This is a genomic window from Flavobacterium bomense, from assembly GCF_003970355.1.
On the sequence record NZ_RYDJ01000005.1, the window covers coordinates 155,383 to 173,716 of the forward strand.

At 34.6% G+C, this 18,334-nt stretch carries 13 protein-coding genes and 1 pseudogene; 9 read left to right on the top strand and 5 right to left on the bottom strand.

Going from position 1 to position 18,334, the window contains the following annotated elements; all coding sequences use genetic code 11:
- Positions 1–20: 20 nt before the first annotated feature.
- Positions 21–875 carry a formyltetrahydrofolate deformylase gene (gene purU / locus EKL98_RS06755; RefSeq protein ID WP_126561867.1) on the bottom strand — a complete coding sequence of 285 codons (855 nt, stop codon included), beginning with the start codon at positions 873–875 and terminating at the stop codon, positions 21–23.
- Between the two features lie 240 nt (positions 876–1,115).
- Here purU and EKL98_RS06760 point away from each other — a divergent pair, with 240 nt between their 5' ends.
- The 3 genes from EKL98_RS06760 to EKL98_RS06770 all read left to right on the top strand — a co-directional run bounded on the left by EKL98_RS06760 (position 1,116) and on the right by EKL98_RS06770 (position 6,605).
- Positions 1,116–4,568: a methylmalonyl-CoA mutase family protein gene (locus EKL98_RS06760; RefSeq protein WP_126561868.1), complete on the top strand. Its 3,453-nt coding sequence runs from the start codon at positions 1,116–1,118 to the stop codon at positions 4,566–4,568.
- Positions 4,569–5,042: 474 nt separating this feature from the next.
- Entirely contained in the window at positions 5,043–5,915 is an 873-nt protein-coding gene (locus EKL98_RS06765; RefSeq protein WP_126561869.1) for an alpha/beta hydrolase, read from the top strand.
- Between the two features lie 189 nt (positions 5,916–6,104).
- Positions 6,105–6,605, top strand: a complete 501-nt coding sequence (locus EKL98_RS06770) for a hypothetical protein (RefSeq protein WP_126460976.1) — start codon at positions 6,105–6,107, stop codon at positions 6,603–6,605.
- Positions 6,606–6,665: 60 nt separating this feature from the next.
- Here EKL98_RS06770 and EKL98_RS06775 read toward each other — a convergent pair whose 3' ends face one another.
- Positions 6,666–7,631 (bottom strand): TerC family protein, encoded by a 966-nt coding sequence (locus EKL98_RS06775; protein WP_126460973.1) that lies wholly within the window; start codon positions 7,629–7,631, stop codon positions 6,666–6,668.
- A 302-nt stretch (positions 7,632–7,933) separates the two neighbouring features.
- On the opposite strand from EKL98_RS06775, the gene EKL98_RS06780 reads away from it, so the two are divergent.
- From EKL98_RS06780 to EKL98_RS06790, 3 genes are all read left to right on the top strand, one after another.
- Positions 7,934–10,123, top strand: coding sequence for a glutamine synthetase III family protein (locus EKL98_RS06780; RefSeq protein ID WP_126460970.1), 2,190 nt, complete (start codon positions 7,934–7,936; stop codon positions 10,121–10,123).
- Between the two features lie 333 nt (positions 10,124–10,456).
- Positions 10,457–11,635: an AIR synthase related protein gene (locus tag EKL98_RS06785; protein WP_126460967.1), complete on the top strand. Its 1,179-nt coding sequence runs from the start codon at positions 10,457–10,459 to the stop codon at positions 11,633–11,635.
- A 62-nt stretch (positions 11,636–11,697) separates the two neighbouring features.
- Positions 11,698–12,057 (top strand): hypothetical protein, encoded by a 360-nt coding sequence (locus EKL98_RS06790; protein WP_126460964.1) that lies wholly within the window; start codon positions 11,698–11,700, stop codon positions 12,055–12,057.
- A gap of 516 nt (positions 12,058–12,573) precedes the next feature.
- On the opposite strand, the gene EKL98_RS06795 is transcribed toward EKL98_RS06790, so the two are convergent.
- From EKL98_RS06795 to EKL98_RS06805, 3 genes and pseudogenes are all read right to left on the bottom strand, one after another.
- Positions 12,574–14,418, bottom strand: coding sequence for a PLP-dependent aminotransferase family protein (locus EKL98_RS06795; RefSeq protein ID WP_126561870.1), 1,845 nt, complete (start codon positions 14,416–14,418; stop codon positions 12,574–12,576).
- A 251-nt stretch (positions 14,419–14,669) separates the two neighbouring features.
- Complete coding sequence (locus EKL98_RS06800) at positions 14,670–15,137, bottom strand: hypothetical protein (RefSeq protein WP_126561871.1); 468 nt, start codon at positions 15,135–15,137, stop codon at positions 14,670–14,672.
- 81 nt (positions 15,138–15,218) lie between these two features.
- Positions 15,219–15,537: pseudogene (locus tag EKL98_RS06805) on the bottom strand (IS1595 family transposase); the annotation flags it as partial.
- A 284-nt stretch (positions 15,538–15,821) separates the two neighbouring features.
- On the opposite strand from EKL98_RS06805, the gene EKL98_RS06810 reads away from it, so the two are divergent.
- The 3 genes from EKL98_RS06810 (at position 15,822) to EKL98_RS06825 (ending at position 18,310) form a co-directional block, all read left to right on the top strand.
- The gene (locus EKL98_RS06810; RefSeq protein ID WP_126561872.1) at positions 15,822–16,214 is read left to right on the top strand and encodes a hypothetical protein; all 393 of its coding nucleotides are present in this window, start codon (positions 15,822–15,824) and stop codon (positions 16,212–16,214) included.
- Positions 16,215–16,849: 635 nt separating this feature from the next.
- On the top strand, positions 16,850–17,641 hold the full coding sequence (locus tag EKL98_RS06820) for a sensor histidine kinase (RefSeq protein WP_126460945.1): 792 nt from the start codon (positions 16,850–16,852) through the stop codon (positions 17,639–17,641).
- Between the two features lie 3 nt (positions 17,642–17,644).
- Entirely contained in the window at positions 17,645–18,310 is a 666-nt protein-coding gene (locus EKL98_RS06825; RefSeq protein WP_126460942.1) for a response regulator transcription factor, read from the top strand.
- Positions 18,311–18,334: the final 24 nt, after the last annotated feature.

Genomic DNA, 18,334 nt, shown 5'->3' on the forward strand with positions numbered 1-18,334 from the left:
GATTTTAAAGGGTAATAAGTCTATAGAAATACTATCGTTTTATTGTCATATACTATTGTTTTTCTCTCGGCATGCAGTTTTATGGCTCTTGCCAAAACCGTACGTTCCAGATCACGTCCTTTCATGATGAAATTTTCAATAGAATGACTGTGTGTAACTCGGGTAATATCCTGCTCGATAATTGGACCTTCATCCAATTCCTCAGTCACATAATGACTGGTAGCGCCTATGATTTTAACACCTCTCATAAAAGCTGAGTGATAGGGTTTTGCCCCGGGAAACGCAGGAAGAAAGGAATGATGAATGTTGATGATTTGATTCGGGTATTGCGCAATCAATTTAGGGGTGATAATCTGCATGTAGCGAGCCAAAACAATAAAGTCAATAGTATACTGCTTCAGTAAATCCAGTTGTTTTTGCTCGCCTTCGGCTTTTGTATCTTTGGTAAAAGGTACATAATAAAACGGAATATTAAAACGGTCTGCTACTGGTTTCAAATCCTCATGGTTGCTTATTATCAAAGGAATTTCTAGTGGCAATTCACCAGCGCTGTGGCGTCCTAAAATATCATACAAACAATGGTCGTATTTTGAAATAAATAATGCCATTTTTGGTTTTTCATCTTGGGTGTACATTGCCCAGGACATATTAAACGGTGAAGCCAACGTTGCTTGAAAATCATTTTTAATAGCTTCAATATTCCAATTTTTGGTATTGAATTCACATTCTAAACGCATGAAAAACACATTCTCATTAGCATCAACGTGTTGGTCCAGGTAGATTATATTGCCATCAATGGAGGCAATATAATTTGTAACGGAGGCAATAATTGCTTTTTGATCTTTGCAATGGATTAGGATTGTAATTTTTTGCATTAGCATTTTGTTTTTAGCTTTGTTTTTTAGTAATGATTAGTGTTTTTCAAAACTAAATGTATCTGTGTTTATAAAAAAGTTAGATTGGGTTGTTTTATGTTTAAAAAAAATAGCCCAATTTTAATCTATTTGTTGTCCTGCATGGCATAAACTTTATTATTTATTAATAACCAACAGTAACAACGGATAATTTTTAAAATAAAATTGTAAATTGCAGTCTTAAATTATCATATTCATAAAATGGAACAACAAAAACCATATATCCCTAACAATAAAGTAAGAATTGTTACCGCAGCTGCGCTTTTTGACGGTCACGATGCTGCAATCAATATTATGCGTAGAATCATTCAGTCTACAGGCGTTGAGGTAATCCATTTGGGTCACGATCGCAGTGTGGAAGAAGTGGTCAATACCGCGATTCAGGAAGATGCGAATGCTATTGCGATAACTTCGTATCAAGGCGGACACAACGAATATTTCAAATACATGTATGACTTGCTTCAGGAAAAAGGAGCTGGGCAAATCAAGATATTTGGTGGGGGAGGAGGAGTAATCCTGCCTTCTGAAATTGCCGAATTGCAAGCGTACGGAATCACCCGTATTTATGCGCCGGATGACGGTCGCGCGATGGGATTGCAGGGAATGATTAATGATTTAGTACAACAATCTGATTATCCCGTTGGAGATAAACTGACGGATGAAATAAAACATTTGGAAGAAAAAAATCCAAAAGCAATTGCCAGAATTATTTCATCAGCAGAGAATTTCCCAGACATAGCGGCCAAAACTCTGGAAGTTATCCAAAAAAAGAATCAGGGTTGTAAAACTCCGGTTCTTGGAATCACAGGAACAGGTGGAGCAGGAAAATCTTCTTTGGTGGATGAATTAGTGCGTCGTTTTCTAATCGATTTCCCGGAAAAAACTATCGGATTAATATCCGTCGATCCATCAAAAAGAAAAACCGGCGGTGCCTTGTTAGGTGATAGAATCCGAATGAACGCTATTAATAACCCTCGAGTTTACATGCGTTCTTTGGCCACACGCCAATCGAATTTGGCTTTGTCTAAATATGTTGCCGATGCAATCCAAGTGATTAAAGCAGCAAATTATGATATCATAATCCTGGAAACCTCAGGTATAGGACAATCCGATACAGAAATCATGGATCACTCTGATGTATCCTTATATGTAATGACGCCTGAATTTGGCGCTGCAACTCAATTGGAAAAAATCGACATGCTTGATTTTGCTGATTTGGTAGCGATAAACAAATTTGACAAACGCGGATCTCTGGATGCATTGAGAGACGTGAAAAAACAATACCAACGCAACCATAATTTATGGGATGCGAATTTAGATACGCTTCCGGTTTTTGGGACTATTGCTTCGCAGTTCAACGATCCGGGAATGAATACGCTGTACAAAGCGATAATGGATAAAGTCCATGAAAAAACGAATTCTGATTTGAAATCAACATTCCAAATCACTCGTGAAATGAGCGAGAAGATTTTCGTTATTCCGCCACACAGAACCCGTTATTTGTCTGAAATTGCCGAGAGCAACCGGAAGTATGATGTTACGGCCGTTAGCCAAGAACAAGTGGCTCAGAAATTGTACGGGATTTTTAAAACGATTGAATCGGTTACTAGAAAAATCCCTGAATTGAATAAAACAGGAATTAATGACGATTCGGTTTTGCCAAGTGCTTTAGAATCTGAAAAACCGGGTGCTGCTGAGGACAAAATATTTTTAAATCTTTTACTAAATCAATTTGATAAAATAAAAATGGATTTGGATCCATACAACTGGGAAATCATTTTGACTTGGGACGAGAAAGTAAACAAGTACAAGAATCCGGTGTATACGTTCAAAGTTCGGGATAGAGAAATCAAAATGGCCACGCACACGGAGTCCCTTTCACATTCTCAAATTCCGAAAATTGCATTGCCAAAGTACAAAGCTTGGGGTGATATTTTACGTTGGTGTTTGCAGGAAAACGTTCCTGGAGAATTTCCCTTTACCGCAGGTTTATATCCTTTTAAACGTGAAGGAGAAGATCCATCTCGTATGTTTGCCGGAGAAGGCGGACCGGAAAGAACGAACAAACGTTTTCATTATGTAAGTGCGGGATTACCGGCAAAACGATTATCAACGGCTTTTGACAGTGTGACTTTATACGGAAACGATCCACATGTACGCCCTGATATTTATGGAAAAATAGGTAATGCCGGAGTTTCTATTTGTTGTTTGGATGATGCTAAGAAATTATATTCTGGTTTTGATTTGGTTCATGCAATGACTTCGGTGAGTATGACTATTAATGGACCGGCACCTATGTTATTAGGGTTTTTCATGAATGCAGCGATTGACCAACAATGTGAGTTTTACATCAAAGAAAATGGCCTTGAAAAAGAAGTTGAGGTAAAAATCAACAAAATATATGCAGCAAAAGGAGTTGAAAGACCGCATTATCAAGGGGATTTGCCCCAAGGGAATAACGGTTTAGGGTTGCTGCTTTTGGGTGTAACCGGAGATCAGGTTTTACCTTTGGAAGTGTATAACGAAATAAAAGCAAGAACGTTATCTCAAGTTCGTGGAACCGTTCAGGCCGATATTCTTAAAGAAGATCAAGCGCAAAATACCTGTATTTTCTCTACTGAATTTGCGTTGCGATTAATGGGTGACGTACAGGAATATTTTATTACTAAGAATGTAAGGAACTTTTATTCGGTTTCTATTTCAGGGTATCATATTGCCGAAGCGGGAGCAAATCCAATTACACAATTGGCTTTCACGCTCTCTAATGGGTTCACGTATGTAGAATATTATTTGAGTCGTGGTATGAATATCAATGATTTTGGACCCAACTTATCGTTTTTCTTTTCGAATGGTGTAGATCCTGAATATGCCGTTATCGGTCGTGTGGCACGTAAAATTTGGGCGAAAGCCATGAAAAATAAATATGGCGCTAACGAGCGTGCGCAAATGTTGAAATACCACATTCAGACTTCGGGACGTTCTTTGCACGCACAGGAAATAGATTTCAATGATATTCGTACTACTTTGCAAGCGTTGTATGCCATTTATGACAATTGTAATTCCTTGCATACCAATGCGTATGATGAAGCAATTACAACACCTACAGAAGAATCTGTGCGTCGTGCGATGGCAATTCAGTTGATTATCAATAAAGAATTAGGACTGGCCAAAAATGAAAATCCAATTCAAGGTGCTTTCATTATTGAAGAGCTAACGGATTTAGTCGAAGCGGCAGTTTTATTAGAATTTGACCGAATTACAGAACGTGGTGGCGTGCTTGGAGCTATGGAAACCATGTACCAAAGAAGTAAAATTCAAGAAGAAAGTTTGTATTATGAGACTTTGAAACATACAGGTGAATTTCCTATCATTGGTGTGAATACGTTTTTGAGTTCCAAAGGTTCTCCAACAGTAATCCCCGCCGAAGTAATTCGCGCCACAGAGGAAGAAAAACAATACCAAATTGATATGTTGAACCATTTGCATCAATCCAATCAGGATGTAGTGAAGGATCATTTAAATACGCTTCAGGAAGCAGCCATTAAAAACGAAAATTTATTCGAGTATTTAATGGAAGCGACCAAGGTTTGTTCCTTGGGACAAATAACAGCTGCTTTATTTGAAGTAGGTGGACAATACAGAAGAAATATGTAAGCAGAGAACCACTTTTTGCATCGCAAAAAGTGTGTGAATCGCTTATCCCGCTTTTGGGCGGGATCTAAGGTAATCAGTATTGAATTGCATCGCAAAAAGTGTGTGAATCGCTTATCCCGCTTTTGGGCGGGCATGATCTATTTTTTTTTTAAGACCTTACAGTAATGAGAGGTCTTTTTTTGTTCATGTAATTATTGCGACTTTATTACATTTATTCTAAAGTAGCTGTTGGGTGTAATCCAATGCGTTTAATTTTTTAACCACATAGAAACATAGATTTTAAAATTATGTAAGTCGTTTCACTTTTTTGGAGAAAATCATAGCTATATGAAGCCAAAAATTGGGCTGTCCAACTCTTTTTTTCTATGTTTCTATGTGGTTCATTTTTTTTAGTTAAGATTAATTGAAATTTTCATTAATTACACCCAACGAGTTAAAGTACTATATTTACATTTTACCTTAAAACCGAATAGTATGAAAAAACTTCAAATTGTATTCTTATTTTTTCTTCTTGGTCATACTGTAGTTTCTTATGCAGCAAAAGCCGATACATTGCAAATTCCTAGTATGGCAATGAATAAAACGTATAAAGCTGCGGTAGTATTACCAAGTTCGTATGCAAAAAGCAAGATTAATTATCCCGTGCTTTATCTGTTGCATGGCGCTTATGGTCATTTTAATGATTGGTTGTCTAAAACTCCGGATAAGAATTTATTGCACAATTTAGCAGATCAGTATAATATCATAATCGTAATGCCGGAAGGAGAAACATTCAGTTTTTATCTGGATAGCCCTGTGAATAAGGGAAGTCAGTTTGAAACGTATATTACAAAAGAAGTAATTCAGAAAGTAGACAACACTTATCGGACAATAAACAACAGAAAAGGACGTGTAATTACGGGACTTTCTATGGGAGGTCACGGAGCATTGTATCTTTCGACAAGACATCCAGAACTATTTTGTGCAGCAGGAAGTATGAGCGGCGCTGTTGATATGGGAAGCATGATTAATCCGGAATCTAAGGAAAGAGTTACTAAATTAATGGAACCTGTTTTTGGGATTGAAGGAGCGCCACAGGAAGTATATGCCTCCAGTGCAGTTTTGAATATGGTGGATAAAATAAAAAGTAACAAACTGGAATTGATTATAGATTGCGGTGTAGATGATTTTTTGATTGAATCCAATAGAGAATTACACCGAAGGCTTGTTTATAATAAAGTTGCTCACGATTATACGGAACGGCCAGGAGCGCATACGTGGGAATATTGGGAAAATGCGTTACCTTCTCATGTGTTGTTTTTTAGCAAAATTTTAAACAATAATGGCGTGGCTGTTGTGGAGAAATAATAACCGAATAGTAATAAAATTTTAAAAAAGCCTTTCATCTGAGAGGCTTTTTTAGTTTCTTTTAAGCCCAGGATTATTAGGTATAATTTAAGTTTTTTTTCCATAATTGAAAAGCACTTTTTTTTGAAAATAAAGTTTGGCACAATTCATGAATAGAGTTTTTTAATATAAATTATAAAACGATAACGAATGAAAAAAATTACCTTATTTTTAGTTTTCATCGGGATGATGACTCTACAAAGTTGTGAAGTGACAGAACTATATGATACCGTTGATAACGGTCCTCGAACTGAAGTGTATGAAGTTACAACTTCGTTCAACTCCAATAATAATTATAGCAGCTTGGTTGTATTTGATCCGCCAATTTATTCTTCGGATTCTGTTTTAGTATACCATTTGTATGATACGGTAAATGGAGCAGATATTTGGAAATTAATGCCTCAAACGTATTATCTGAATAATGGTGGTGAATTAGATTTTAATTTTGATTATTCCAGGTTTGATGTTAAAATTTTTCTTGCGGCTAATTTCAATCTGAATACTTTAGATTCCAGTTGGACACAAAATCAAACTTTTAGAATAGTAATTGTACCAGCAAATTTTGCCTCTACAATAAACAAAAATAATATGGATGCAGTTATGTCCTCATTGAAGGTTAGTAAAAGTGAAATTCAAAAAATAAATTTATAATTTCAGAGAAGTCAAAAAAAAAGGAAATCGAAAGATTTCCTTTTTTTATAGACCTTAAAATTAGGAGACAAACTCTTTGCTGTTTTTTCTAAGTGAAACTACAATTCCCACTATAAGAGCCACCGCTATAAAAGCCAGTGACATCCATTCCGGAATTTCATAATTGTATTTTTTTAGTATGTCATGGGTTAACATTTTCACACCAACAAAACTTAAAATAGCAATTAGACTGTATTCCAGATAACTAAATTTAGCTAACATATTAGCCAGAAAGAAATACATGGATCGCAATCCTAGAATGGCAAAAATATTAGAACTGAAAACTAAAAAGGGGTCATTAGTAATGGCTAAAATAGCAGGAACACTATCAATGGCAAAAACCACATCCATGACTTCAATAACCACAAGAGCTACAAATAGAGGGGTTGCGGCAGTAATGTGTCTTCTTTTGACAAAGAAATGCTCCTCATCCATATGATTAGATATGGGCATTATTTTTTTTAGGCTTTTATAGACGAATGATTTTTTAGGTTCAAATTTTTCATTTTCATTTCCAAACAACATTTTCATGGCAGTATAGATCAGGAAAGCACCAAAAATATACGTCATCCAAGAAAATTTATTGATTAGCATAACGCCAAAAAAGATCATTAGGCCTCTAAAGAATATTGCCCCTAATATTCCCCAAAATAAAACACGATGCTGGTATTGTGGCGGAATTTTAAAAGCAGAAAAGATTATGGCTATGACAAAGATGTTGTCAATGCTTAATGATAATTCAATTAAATATCCGGTAATGAACTTTATGGATGCTGTTGTGGGAGTTAATTGATCCGGATTTGCGATATAATTATTGTTGTAGAGCCAATAAATAACGCCGGAAAACAGGAATGATAAAGTAACCCATATTGCAGTCCACTTACCCGCTTCTTTTGAACTTATAATATGTGGCGTTTTGTTGAAAACACCTAAATCAAGAGCCAAGAAAATCATTACGGCTACTAAGAAAGAAATCCAGACAATCATATATCATATATTTAAAAAGTTGCACAAAGATACTTTTAGATTGTTTAACTTCAATAAATATTTAATCGAAAGTTTGGTGTTGTTTGTGATTGTCTATGTTTATTTTATTTTATGAAAATATCAGTAAAAATAAATAGGGGTGTTTAAATTGCTAAGTTGTTATTATAATTAATATTTTTTGTTAATTTGATAAATTTGACGTGGTTACCCATAAAAAACAGAGGTAATATTTTATAAAAGTAATTATTAAATTATATTTGCATCAAAATAATAGGGGGTTTAATTAATTAAAACAAAATTGTATGTCATCATTACGTTTTCAAGCTTTGAAAGAAGCATCAAACAGAGTTCCAGTAAAATTTGAAGAGACTGATAGAAAATCAACTATTTTTGGTTCAAATGTCTTTAATGACAAAGCAATGAAACAGTTTTTAACTTCAGATGCTTTTAAAGGAGTGCGCGATGCAGTTCAACATGGAACTAAAATAGACAGAAAATTAGCGGATTATATCGCAATGGGAATGAAAGAGTGGGCCTTGGCTAAAGGGGTGACTCATTATACACACTGGTTTCAGCCACTTACAGGAACAACCGCTGAAAAACATGATGCTTTCTTTGAAACTTCGTATGATGGCAGTGATCCAGTAGAGAAATTTGGTGGCGCTCAATTAGTACAACAAGAACCGGATGCATCTAGTTTTCCAAATGGTGGAATCAGAAATACATTTGAAGCTAGAGGGTATACAGCTTGGGATCCAACATCTCCAGCATTTATTTTTGGAACTACTTTGTGTATTCCAACGGTTTTTATTTCCTATACGGGGGAAGCTTTAGACTATAAAACACCTTTGTTGAGAGCTTTGACCGCTATGGATGACGCTGCTACCGAAGTATGTAAATATTTTGATAAAAATGTAAAAAAGGTAACTGCAACTTTAGGTTGGGAACAAGAATATTTCTTAATTGATAGATCTTTAGCAAATTCGCGTCCTGATCTTATGATGACCGGTAGGACTTTGTTAGGACATACATCGGCTAAGGGGCAACAATTAGATGACCATTATTTTGGGTCTATACCTACTCGTGCCTTAATGTATATGAGAGACTTGGAACAAGAATGCATGTTGTTAGGAATTCCTGTGAAAACACGTCATAATGAAGTAGCACCAAATCAATTTGAATTGGCTCCTATTTTTGAAGAAACAAATCTTGCTGTTGATCATAACTGCTTGTTGATGGATGTGATGCAAAAAGTAGGAGAACGCCATGATTTGAAAGTGTTGTTTCATGAAAAACCTTTCAAAGGAGTGAACGGTTCCGGAAAGCATAATAACTGGTCCTTGGCAACAGATACAGGAGTGAATTTATTGAGCCCTAGTAAAACTCCAATGAGTAATTTACAGTTTCTGACTTTCTTTATCAATACAATAAAAGCAGTAAATGATTACGAGTCTTTATTAAGAGGTGCAATTGCTACTGCAAGTAATGATCATAGACTAGGGGCAAATGAAGCACCACCAGCAATTATATCCGTATTTATTGGGGCGCAGTTGACTAAAGTTCTAGCAGAATTAGAAGGTGTAACTGCAGGGAAACTATCTCCAGAAGAAAAAACAGACTTAAAACTAAATGTAGTAGGGAAAATTCCAGATGTTCTTTTGGACAATACAGATAGAAATAGAACATCACCATTCGCTTTTACAGGAAATAAGTTTGAGTTCAGAGCAGTAGGATCATCAGCTAACTGTTCTAATTCAATGACGACTTTGAATACTATTGTAGCAAAACAATTAAAAGATTTCAAAATTGAAGTAGATGCGCTGATAGAATCTAAAGACATGAAAAAAGATGATGCTATTTTCAATGTTTTGAGAGAGTACATCAAAGTTTCTAAGAAAATCCTTTTTGAAGGAGACGGATATAGTGAAGCATGGGAAATTGAAGCAGGTAAAAGAGGGTTAAGTAACTTTAAAACAACTCCTGAAGCACTAAAAGCAAGAGCTTCTAAGCAAGCTTTAGATTTGTTTTCTGAAATGGGTATCATGAATCATATTGAAGTGGAGGCACGTTATGAAATAGAATTAGAGGAGTATACTAAGAAAATTCAAATTGAAGGTAGAGTTTTAGGTGATCTTTCTCAAAACCATGTTATTCCAACAGCCATTCGCTACCAAAACACTTTGATTGAAAATGTGAAGGGACTAAAAGAGATTTTTGGTGCTGATTTTGAAAAAATTGCAAAAGAACAAATCATTTTAATCAAAGAAATTTCCGGACATATTGAGGGGATCAATTCTAAAGTTCATGAAATGACCGAAGCTAGAAAGAAAGCCAATGCAATTACTGATGCACATGAAATGGCTCTAGCTTATTGTGATAAAGTAAAACCATTTTTTGAAGAAATTAGAAGCCATTGTGATAAACTGGAGCTGTTAGTGGATGATGAGATTTGGACACTAACAAAATACAGAGAATTGTTATTTACGAAGTAATCTACTTATTAACACATCGAGTGTCATTATAAGTCAAATAATATCTGGATTTACCGGTGCTCTAGGGTAGTATTATTTTTTGACGCATGCATGCTTGATTGGGAGTAATTTATTGCGCCATTGAAATTTAATAAAAATGTCTATCTGTTTCAGGTAGACATTTTTTTGATGTTTTGCACCTTGAAAGGCTAAATTGAAGGGTGTAAACAAATATTCTTAGTATGACAATTTTAGCAAGAAACACTTCTGATGACTCGATAGGCAAAACCCAAAAAAATAATTACCTTTGCCGCACAACTACCTGCATAAAAGCAGACTTCACAACTAGACTACATGAGTTCAGATACTTCAAAAAGATATGCGCTTCGCGGTGTTTCGGCATCCAAAGAAGATGTTCATAATGCGATAAAAAATATTGATAAAGGATTATATCCACAAGCTTTCTGTAAAATTGTCCCTGATTATTTAACTCAAGACGAAGAATATTGTCTGATCATGCATGCTGACGGAGCGGGAACTAAATCCTCTTTGGCCTACATGTATTGGAAAGAAACAGGCGATATTTCTGTTTGGAAAGGCATTGCCCAAGATGCTTTAATCATGAATATTGACGATTTATTGTGCGTGGGTGCAACGGATAATATTCTGCTTTCATCAACCATTGGAAGAAATAAAAATTTGATTACCGCTGAAGTAATTTCAGCAATTATTAACGGAACCGAAGAACTGATTAAAGAACTGGAATCTTTTGGGGTGACCATTCATTCAACAGGTGGAGAAACTGCTGATGTAGGCGATATTGTTCGAACTATAATTGTAGATTCAACAGTAACTGCTCGTATGAAACGCAGCAAAGTAATTGATAATGCTAATATTAAAGCCGGTGATGTAATTGTAGGATTGGCTTCTTTTGGCCAGGCTACCTACGAGAAAAACTATAATGGCGGAATGGGAAGCAACGGGTTAACATCGGCGCGTCATGATGTTTTCGGGAAATATTTGGCAACCAAATATCCGGAGAGTTTCGATGCTTTAGTTCCTGAAGAATTAATCTATTCTGGACAAGTAAAATTGACAGACGCCGTTGAAAATTCACCAATCGATGCCGGACAATTAGTGCTTTCGCCAACCAGAACGTATGCACCAATCATTAAGAAAATTTTAGACCAATATTCTTCCAATCAAATTCACGGAATGGTGCATTGCAGTGGAGGAGCCCAAACTAAAATTTTACACTTTGTAGAAAACCTACACATTATAAAAGACAATTTATTTCCAGTTCCGCCATTATTTCAGTTAATTCAAGAACAATCTAAAACGGATTGGAAAGAAATGTACCAAGTTTTCAATTGCGGTCACCGTATGGAAATTTATGTTCCGGAAGCTGTTGCACAAGACATTATTGCGATTTCAAAATCATTTAATGTTGATGCGCAAATCGTAGGTAGAGTAGAAGCTGCTACTTCAAAAAAACTGACTATTACCAGTGAATACGGAACTTTTGAATATTAAAAAGCTTCAATTGAAGTTCATTTTTCAATCTTTCAATTCTTTAATCTTTTAATTTTTTATCTATGTACGAATTGGTTTTTTGGAAATATCTGGAGGGAATTTATCTCAACCATCACGAAGTTTATGAAGCTGTTTCAGAAGAACAAGCTGAAATTGAAGGTCTTGAAGAACTTCCGGTACAAGTCATTTTGAACAGAATTGCTTCTGTATTCTCCAAATGGGAAAAAGTAGACGAGAACAGTTGGAAAAATAACTATGGTGCAGGTGCTTTTCATATCAGGATGACGCCCCAAAGTGTAAAAATTGATTGTTATGGCACTGAAGGAAAAACAATGGATACTTTAGTGAATATAATGGATGAATTCAAATGTTCGCTGTATGATCCCCAAGTTCCGGAGCGATATGATGAAATGAGTGAATAAAATTTTCACATCTATCGCGGCTATGAGAATCAGTGATGTAAGTAAGTCGAAAGTTTAAAAGTCGTAAAGTCAAAAGAATTAACTTTAAGTAAAACAGCTTTAAATCATATTGTTACATGATTTTATCCTGATTTTAAAATACGACATTATACCATGGTTATTACTTATAACCCAAATTAGTTTTAAATCAGCTTATTTACCGCTGGTGTATTCAGAAGAATTGGTGTTCCATAACCAATTTTCTTCAGCTTTTTTAACTGCGTTTCAGCATCACCTACCACTAAATAGATCATTTTATCAGCATTCAAATACTTTTCTGAAAGCTTTTTTATGGAGCCAATAGTAATTTTGTTTGGTATTAATAACCAAATCTTTGACCTATCCCTCCACAGTGGTTTACTTGTAATGGTTGTCTGTTTCTGTAAAAAAAAATTAGAAAATTCTATTTTAGTTAATATGGATCATTACTTAGTTTTTTCCTTCAAGGTTAAATAGAGGAATGGTATAGGATCAGAATTAAATTTGGCTGACAAAATCTAAAAAAACTTTTTTGTGAAGTTCTAAATCCATGGTAGGAGAAAGTGCTACACGTACGATGTAATCTTTGTCACCCTCTTTAGTAGTCCCTTGAGTTGATGTTGCCGGAATAGTCCAGTAACATCCTTTTAACTGCCCATAACTCACACAAAACTTGCTTTCATTAGGTATTTCTCTAATCATTAAATTTATTAACCTAAGATTTAACTCTCTTTTATGAGCTTCTTTTTCTTCCGTTGTGTTCCCTTTACTGGGAAGGTCTAATGAAAACACAGAGGGGGTAAATCCTTGGTCTGCCAATGCTGACGAAACAAAATTAATTTTCGCCGCTGGTAAAGTTTTTTTTATGAAGTTTACAAATTCATGTGTATTATGATATGCATCCTTTATTCTTTGATTCATAGAAGGCAATTGTTTTGCCAAAATCTCCATTTGAAGATTGGTAGCCTCATTATCGCAAAGTTTTAGATGAAATTCTATTTTTTTCATCAACCCTTCCGTTTTTTTATTTCCCACACAATAGCCCGCAGTACATTGCCCGCCACTTGGAAATTTAGATCCGCTTACATATGAAATGGTCCTAATTGGTGATAATATATCCTCTTCACCTAAAAAGTGTACATTTGGACAAAAGGTTTGATCTAAAACAAAAATAGGATCTGTAGCAATTTTACCAGTTGCAGTTTTTCGCTGTTTACTCAAAGTAGCGCTTAATTTGAAAAGATCCGGAACTTCAACTCTGGGATTTGTTGGAATTTCAGCAATTATGATTGGAATAGCATCCTCGTCAGCAATTTTATCTAAAAGAAGCGCAATACTTTCAACCATATCTTTACCACCGTCAACCAGTAAATCCAGTATTTCAACAGAGTCAATGCAAGCAGCAACTCGTCTGGCTTGGTCGTTTGTACCACCGTAACAATTGGGGGGAACAATAATTTTGATCGCCTTTCCTTTATGGTTTTCCTTCGCATCATGAATTAATCCCATGACAACCGCATATTGAATTGATAGTCCACTGGAAGCAATTAGTGCTTTTGTCTTGCTTCCGGTAATGGTCGCAATCGAATCTAAAACCATTGCTTTGTTTGTCTCGATAGTATTCTCTTTTGGTTCTAAAGAAGATTGTGCTGTCAGAATTTTCAACATAGCAAGACAATTGGCTGGCGTCATTGCAATGGTCTCTCTTCTTCTGACATGCTGAATTTCGGGGATATAACTTTCGTTTTGGTCTCCATTTACAACTAAAATACTTCCAAAGTCAGAATGAACATTGATAAAAAAGTCAATGTTTTTGGTAAAATCAAAAGTGCTAATTTCATCTTGCTGCGTAATGAAAATGGTACTCCCGTCAAACTTGGAAATGGCTGTTTCTTTTTCAATCTTCTTTAAATCAAATGTATAGCCATAAATGTGCTGAAGTACTTCAACATCAAAAAATTCTGGTAATTCACCAGTGTAAATAATTTGAGTGTTTTTGCCAGCTAATAAATTTTTCCTTAGTACTGCCAAAATCGGAGTCGTCTTTGAGGAAAAACTAATTACATTTTCTGGTTTTAAATGATGTAAGTGGGCAATCACCCATTCTAATATACAAGATAATGGATGCCCTAATCGAATATAGTCATAAGCAGTGGGTAACTCTTCTAATGCCTTTGATTCAGAATTATTGCTATTAAATAAAATTTCAAACTGTTCTAAGAATTGAGTTTTCGCCAATTTTTCGTCATAAATATCTAGTCTGTGAGTTGTTAGATTCAACCAGCCAGTTGGCTTATTTTCTAACACGTCTTTAATATAACGTAATATTTTATTGTCTTTCATAATTTCCACCTTTAGATAAGATGGTAATATACAGTAATTAGATTTATTTAAAAGTGTTACAAGAGGTTTTATTATTACAGATCTGTTGTCAGTGTTGTGAAAGTGTCAGGAATAAATCCTCTAGGAATGCTCTTTTTGGTTAGTCAGTAAATAAATATATGGCATAGAAACTTCAATCAGAATTCTTTAACAAAAATTATTTCGTCGGTCTTAAAAAAGATATTATTAAAAAAAAAATAGTTTACCCGTAATTAAAAAATCCCTAAACGAATGCTCGGAGTGCTTACTCGCACCGGAGTGTTTATTATAGTACGATTTGGTCTTCTCTGATAGTTGTGTCTGTTGTCGTATTGGTAATAATAAAACTGGGCATTGCTATAAAAATAATCGCTATGGTGATCGTGATTGCAATGTTGGTGATGTTCTGCGTATGCCTCTTTTTTTCCTTGAATGTAGGCGCGATAAGCTTTTTTGTTGTTTTTCTTTAATTGTTTTTCGTATTTTTTTTGTTCTTTCCAAAAAGCTTTGTCTTCGCTGTTGTTTTGAGCAGTAAACTCCTGCTCATATTTTGCATCCTCTGCAGCGCGTTGTTGGTAATAAGTTACCGTAGCTTGTTTTGTGTTTTTTTTTGGTTCATCGGTACTATTGGCTTCTTGCGCATTTATATTTATGGCAAAACCAATAGTGATGAAAATGAGTAAGGCTTTAAATGTGTTCATAATTTTTATTTCAGTGATTATTGAGTGCTTCTTTATTGATAGCATTCTCAAGTAAGACAACTCTAAAGCAATTTACCCTACCAAGGGGTCATAATGTTTGTGACCCAACATACGTTGTATTTCTAATGCCGAAAAACTCTTTTGTGACAGCATCACGAGTTCAATACAGAGCATCCAATATTGGAAAAGGCAAATTAGTATTCTCCATAACGGTGCCTGAACGAAGACTGACACGACTACCGCATTTTTTGCATTGAAATTTTAAATCTGCCTTACGAAAGTAATGTTCGGTGTGTTGACACTTTTTACATACAATTCCCATTTCAAGTAGTTTAGCTTTGAATCCCTTATTACGTGTGGCTTAATCAGGGTATTTCTCTGAAAATTCAGGTAGGTTCATAGCTTGTATTTAATAGGTTGATGACTCAAAAACAAGCTATTTTTAGCATTGGTACTCATATTAAATTAATGCCTTTCAGCAAAGCTATTACAAATTAGATTCTCTAGAAACCAAATTCAGGGTTACAAGAACTAAATAAGCGACCTGAGCAATCGGTGCTTATTTTGAAAACGAACATTGTAGCTTGTATAATTACTAAGCTGGTTTTGTATAAACAATAAAAAACAGTAGTTTAGCTAATAATTTTTTATTTATAAAATCCGTAATCTGCAAACCTAACAAATATGTCACAAGAAACTACTTCTGGAAGCCTAAAAAAAGGAAAAGTTGTGAATGTCATTCCGTTAAAAACAGCCCAAAGATGGGCAAAACGATGGTCTAAACGAGAAGGAAATTATAACAAACACCATCATTTAAATGCTTTTTTGATCCCTAAAATTGATTTAGTAGAAGTCCTCAAAGAAGGGGTCGATGCAGTGAGAGCATACATAGGAGTTGATGATGATGGAGTAGAAAAATTAATGATTGTGGGAACAAAATATGATCCCCTAACTCAAATTTATGTTGATATGATCACTCAAGACAATGGTGACGCTGGTGCAACGGAAGATGATATTTATGATTTTACGTCTCCTTGTCCATCTACTTGTGATCCTGAAACTCTAATGCTACAATAGATGTTAAATGTATTTATATATGTAGGTCTCTTGGTTTTATTTTTGAATTTTGTTTTATTTATCCGGTGCTTTTCTCTTCAGGATAAAGTCTTTAAGATTTTTACAGGATATTTAGGGTTGGTTTTAGTTATCCAAATAATTTCGAATGTCTTGGCAAGAGTTAATATTAATAACCTTTATTTGTCTCATTTTTATTTTGTGGGTCAGTTTATAATACTCAGTTTTTTTTACAAAGTTTTATTAAAAGAGACGTATCAAAAAAAGATTGTTACAGTGGGTTTGTATGCTGGTTTAGCAGTCATTGGAATTCAATACGTACTAGATCCGAGTTTGTTTTTTAAATTCAATTTATTCGAAATATTCATTACCTCTTTTTTAATAGTTAGCTACGCAACCCTACATCTTTACAACATATTAAATGAGAAAAAAGAGTATTATTATATCAATATGGGTATTTTACTCTATTTATTTGGAAGCACCATTTTATTTATAGTAGGAAATTTGACAAATATATTGAGACTGGAATACACAAAAATACCTTGGGTATTGAACTCAGGACTCTATATAGTCTACCAATTATTCATTTTACTAGAGTGGAAAAAAAGTTTTTCCAAAAAGTAATTAAATAAATATTTATGAAGGCAGAATTAATAAATGAAAGTGATATAATCGAAATAATTATTTATTCCTGTGTTGCTTTTCTTTTGATGGGATTCGTCTTAATCTTGTTTTTCTATTTTTCGAGAAAAAAAATTATCCAGAAAGAATTAGAAAAAAAAGATCTGGAAATCCAGTATCAAAAAGAGCTATTGAGTGCCGTAATTATTACGCAAGAAGAAGAGCGCAAGCGTATTGCCCAAGATTTACATGACGACATCAGTTCTCAGCTTAATATTGTGTCTTTGAACAGTCATTTGTTAAATACTCCAAATTTGACCAAAGATGAGGTAGGAACAATTACCGAGAATATCATCAATCTGACTGCCAAAGCGCTGGATAGTTCCAGGAAAATCGCACACGGTTTGTTACCTCCGGTTTTAGATAAATTTGGACTAGATGCAGGAGTGGGAGAATTATGCATGGAATGCAATAGTTCTCAAGTTGTCACGGTAAATTATGAAAATACAACCTTCTTTGATATTAAAGATAATATGAAGCATTTACACGTATTTAGAATCTTGCAAGAGTTGATCAATAATTCCATTCGGCACGGTAAGGCAACTGTCATATCTATTCTTTTTGAGGACAATTACGGACTCAAAAAATGCTCTTATTCTGATAATGGAATTGGTTTTGATATGAAAAATAAAGACAAGCAAAAAGGTCTTGGGATGAAAAATATTAATAGTAGAGTCGCTTTTTTAAACAGCACTATTGTCATTAATTCAGCTGTAAATAAAGGGATTACGGTCACTTTTAATTTTTAAATAATGAATGATGTTATTCAAATAATTTTAGTAGATGATGAAATTCTTTTTAGAAAAGGAATCTCTTTTTTGCTGGAACGGGAAACAAATATTGAGATTGTTTTTGAAGCCTCCAATGGGGATGAATTGATTTCCTACCTTCGCAGTACTAAAAATCATCCCGATATTATTATCATGGATCTGAAAATGCCAATTTTAAATGGAGTCGAAGCCACTAAGATCATCCATAAAGAATTCCCTGAAATAAAAATTATAGCGCTAACCAGCTATGATTCTAAATCTTTTGTGGCGAATATGATTGATGTTGGTGCTGTTTCCTATGTGATAAAAAATGCGACACCACAAGAATTGCTTACAACCGTAAATGAAGTGGCTTTAAAAGGATTTTACTATACGGAATATGTCATGAAAATTATTCAAACCAATATTTTGAACACTAGAAAAACGAAAAGTAACTTTGATAGTGGATTTTTGAGTGTACGTGAATTGGAAGTACTCAAACTTATTTGCTATCAAAAAAGCACCTTAGAAATTGCAGAGCAACTTTTTATAAGTCCAAGAACGGTGGAAGGACATCGAAATAACTTGTTGCTTAAAACAGAATCCAGGAATATTGCAGGATTGGTTGTGTATGCGGTTCAAAATGAAATTATGCCGTTTGAAGATTAATCAGAACCCATTTGTACTAAAAGC

What these genes read in the sequence shown, in the direction of transcription:
- EKL98_RS06800 (WP_126561871.1), bottom strand. Translation starts at nt 15,137, where the DNA reads ATGAACACATTTAAAGCCTTACTCATTTTCATCACTATTGGTTTTGCC.
- EKL98_RS06790 (WP_126460964.1), top strand. Translation starts at nt 11,698, where the DNA reads ATGTACGAATTGGTTTTTTGGAAATATCTGGAGGGAATTTATCTCAAC.
- purU (WP_126561867.1), bottom strand. Translation starts at nt 875, where the DNA reads ATGCAAAAAATTACAATCCTAATCCATTGCAAAGATCAAAAAGCAATT.
- EKL98_RS06775 (WP_126460973.1), bottom strand. Translation starts at nt 7,631, where the DNA reads ATGATTGTCTGGATTTCTTTCTTAGTAGCCGTAATGATTTTCTTGGCT.
- EKL98_RS06810 (WP_126561872.1), top strand. Translation starts at nt 15,822, where the DNA reads ATGTCACAAGAAACTACTTCTGGAAGCCTAAAAAAAGGAAAAGTTGTG.
- EKL98_RS06765 (WP_126561869.1), top strand. Translation starts at nt 5,043, where the DNA reads ATGAAAAAACTTCAAATTGTATTCTTATTTTTTCTTCTTGGTCATACT.
- EKL98_RS06780 (WP_126460970.1), top strand. Translation starts at nt 7,934, where the DNA reads ATGTCATCATTACGTTTTCAAGCTTTGAAAGAAGCATCAAACAGAGTT.
- EKL98_RS06785 (WP_126460967.1), top strand. Translation starts at nt 10,457, where the DNA reads ATGAGTTCAGATACTTCAAAAAGATATGCGCTTCGCGGTGTTTCGGCA.
- EKL98_RS06820 (WP_126460945.1), top strand. Translation starts at nt 16,850, where the DNA reads ATGAAGGCAGAATTAATAAATGAAAGTGATATAATCGAAATAATTATT.
- EKL98_RS06795 (WP_126561870.1), bottom strand. Translation starts at nt 14,418, where the DNA reads ATGAAAGACAATAAAATATTACGTTATATTAAAGACGTGTTAGAAAAT.
- EKL98_RS06825 (WP_126460942.1), top strand. Translation starts at nt 17,645, where the DNA reads ATGAATGATGTTATTCAAATAATTTTAGTAGATGATGAAATTCTTTTT.
- EKL98_RS06770 (WP_126460976.1), top strand. Translation starts at nt 6,105, where the DNA reads ATGAAAAAAATTACCTTATTTTTAGTTTTCATCGGGATGATGACTCTA.
- EKL98_RS06760 (WP_126561868.1), top strand. Translation starts at nt 1,116, where the DNA reads ATGGAACAACAAAAACCATATATCCCTAACAATAAAGTAAGAATTGTT.